Genomic DNA, 2,673 nt, shown 5'->3' with positions numbered 1-2,673 from the left:
TTCTGCTTCACCCCCAAAGGCGACGTCCAGCCTCTGCCGCGCGGGGCGTGTCCGATCGACTTCGCGTACCAGATCCACACGCAGGTCGGACACCGCACCGTCGGCGCGCGCGTGAACGGACGCCTGGTCCCGCTGGACACGCGGCTTGAGTCCGGCGACGTGGTCGAGGTCATCACCACCAAGGCGCCGGGGGCCGGTCCGAAGCAGGACTGGCTCGGGTTCGTCAAGACGTCCCGCGCCCGGGGGCGCATCAAGCAGTGGATCGCCGCGCACCGCCGCGAGGAGGCCCGCGAGGCCGGCAAGGAGAGCTTCCTCAAGGCGCTGCGTAAAGAGAACCTCTCAATGGCGGCCATCAACGAGGACGCCTGGCGCACGCTCTTCTCGGACACCCGCACGTCCGGACACGAGACGCTGTACGAGGCGATCGGCGAAGGCAAGCTGGCCCAGCAGGAGCTGCTGACGATCCTGCGGCGCATCTTCCGGCCCCCGGACGAGCAGCCGGAGGCCGAGGTCGTCCCGCTTCCGAAGAAGAAGCGAGCGTCGGACACGCCGTCCGTGGCCGTGGCGGGGATGCACGACGTCCAGGTCAAGCTGGCGCTGTGCTGCGCTCCCGTGCCGGGGGACAACATCTTCGGCTACGTCACGCGCGGCAAAGGCGTGTCGGTGCACCGCGCGGACTGTCCAAACGCGGGCGACCTCACGCCGCAGTCGGCGCGGCTGGTGGACGTGGAGTGGGACACGTCCCAGGGCGGGTCGTTCGTAGTGACGCTTCAGGTCGCGGCGCTTGACCGCATCGGCCTGCTGCGCGACGTGACGGACACGCTGTCGGACACCGGCGTGATGATCCTGTCGTCGCAGTCGTGGGCCAGGCGCGACGGGACCGCGCGACTGCGCTACTCATTCGAGCTCGGCGACGTCACGCACCTGGACCACATCCTTCGCGCTGTGCGCTCGGTCGAGGGCGTGTTCGACGTGTATCGCGTGCTGCCGCTGCGGGCGCGTCCGGACAAGTAGCCGTCGCGTTGCGCGCGGTCATCCAGCGGGTCTCCCGGGCTTCAGTCTCGGTCGGCGGGGATCTGGTCGGCGAGATCGGTTCCGGCTTTCTGGTGCTGCTCGGTGCCGGACGCGGCGACGGGGAGGCCGAGGCGCTGCACGTCGCGGACAAGATCGCCAACCTGCGCGTGATCCAGGACGGCGACGGCAAGATGAACCTGTCGCTGCTGGACGTCCAGGGGGAGGTGCTGGTCGTCAGCCAGTTCACGCTGTACGCGGACACCTCGCGTGGCCGGCGTCCCTCGTTCGTGGACGCCGCCCCGCCCGAGGAGGCCGAGCCACTGGTGGAAAGGGTGGCCGCTCGCTTGACGGAGCTCGGTCTGCGGGTGGCGTGTGGAGTCTTCGGCGCTTCAATGGACGTGGAGCTGGTGAACCGGGGGCCGGTGACGATCCTCATCGACACAGCGCGGGAGTAGGGAGAGGCTCTCGTCGCTTCCGGATAGGCAGAGGGAGGAACGCATCAAAGAGCGCGGGCGCAGGTGGGGATTCGAAGGGCCCCCGCAGGACGCCTACGAGCGCGTCACGGAGCCGGAACGCTTTGCTCCCCTGCACGAATACGCGCTGGACCTGCTGGCGCGGCTGGAGCGTGAGTACGAGGTGGATCGGCTCGAGGGCTACGGGATCGATCCGGAGCTCGAAGGAGATCGTGCCGCGCGTCCAACCGTTTCGCTGCGTCCCGCCGGCGGCGGTGCCCCCATCGTCGTCGCGTTCACAACGTTTCCGGGCCTGATGGTCCGGGCCGGTCATTGGTACACGCTCGGATTCCCGGGCTGTGGCTGCGATGCATGCGATGAGACGGCCGAAACGGAGGCCCAGGGCCTGGAGCAGCTGGTGGGGACGTTGGTCTCGGGGCACTTTCGTGAGTCCATGCGGAATGTGCGCGGCGGGGACGCGTGGCAGGAGCAGGAGACGCGTGCCCCATCGGACCGGGCGCCCATGCAGGGAGCTCGGGACCTACCGCCGGGTTCACGGGTGAGCCCCGAGATCGCCCAGGCGAGAGTCGCTGCTGCGGGAGGCAACGAGTTCGACTGGAAGCCGTGGCGACGCCGGGGTGAGTCCGCGACGGGAGGGACGGAGTGACCTAGGTGTACTGGGGCGTGGAGTCAGCCAGCTCGTCTGCGGTCAGCTCGGCCTCCTGGCCTGTGGACATGTCCCGCACCTTCACCACGCCCCGGGCGACCTCGTCCGGGCCGATCACGACCACGCGAGCGGCTCCCGCGGCCGACGCGGCCTTGAACTGCTTGCCGACACCGCCCCCGGACAGGGAGTAGTCCACCGAGCGTCCCGAGGCCCGCAGCCGGGAGACCAGGGACAGGACTGCCTCCCGCTGGTCGTCGGACACCGCCACCACGAAGAAGTCCATGGTTCTGTCCGTTGAGGGGAGCAGTTCCTTGTCGGACAGCAGCTCGCGCAGGACCACGTCCCCCATTCCGAAGCCCAAGGCCGGCAGGTCCACGTCCGTGAGGTGGGCCAGCAGGCGGTCGTAACGTCCGCCCCCGGCGACGGCGCGAAGGTCGCCCGCGACGTCGAACAGCTCCCAGACAATGCCGGTGTAGTAAGCGAGGCCGCGCACGATGGACAGGTCGAAACGGAGGAACTCGTCCAGCCCCAGTGCGCGCA

The 2,673-nt window shown here is 69.2% G+C and carries 4 protein-coding genes; 3 read left to right on the top strand and 1 reads right to left on the bottom strand.

Annotated features, from left to right (window positions below; genetic code table 11):
* The 3 genes from VNE62_03685 to VNE62_03675 form a co-directional block, all read left to right on the top strand.
* Nucleotides 1-1,014: TGS domain-containing protein (locus tag VNE62_03685; GenBank protein HVE91393.1), on the top strand; the 1,014-nt coding region annotated here is incomplete at its 5' end.
* An 8-nt stretch (nucleotides 1,015-1,022) separates the two neighbouring features.
* On the top strand, nucleotides 1,023-1,469 hold the full coding sequence (dtd, locus tag VNE62_03680) for a D-aminoacyl-tRNA deacylase (GenBank protein HVE91392.1): 447 nt from the start codon (nucleotides 1,023-1,025) through the stop codon (nucleotides 1,467-1,469).
* A gap of 43 nt (nucleotides 1,470-1,512) precedes the next feature.
* Nucleotides 1,513-2,133 carry a DUF6226 family protein gene (locus tag VNE62_03675; GenBank protein ID HVE91391.1) on the top strand — a complete coding sequence of 207 codons (621 nt, stop codon included), beginning with the start codon at nucleotides 1,513-1,515 and terminating at the stop codon, nucleotides 2,131-2,133.
* A 1-nt stretch (nucleotide 2,134) separates the two neighbouring features.
* Here VNE62_03675 and VNE62_03670 read toward each other — a convergent pair.
* The coding region (locus VNE62_03670; GenBank protein ID HVE91390.1) for a His/Gly/Thr/Pro-type tRNA ligase C-terminal domain-containing protein at nucleotides 2,135-2,673 on the bottom strand (539 nt) is incomplete at its 5' end.

Source organism: Actinomycetota bacterium (genome assembly GCA_035536535.1).
In the GTDB taxonomy this organism is placed as follows: domain Bacteria; phylum Actinomycetota; class JAICYB01; order JAICYB01; family JAICYB01; genus DATLNZ01.
The sequence above is the reverse complement of the archived record's forward strand: the minus strand, read 5'-3'. Positions and strand labels throughout refer to the sequence as shown.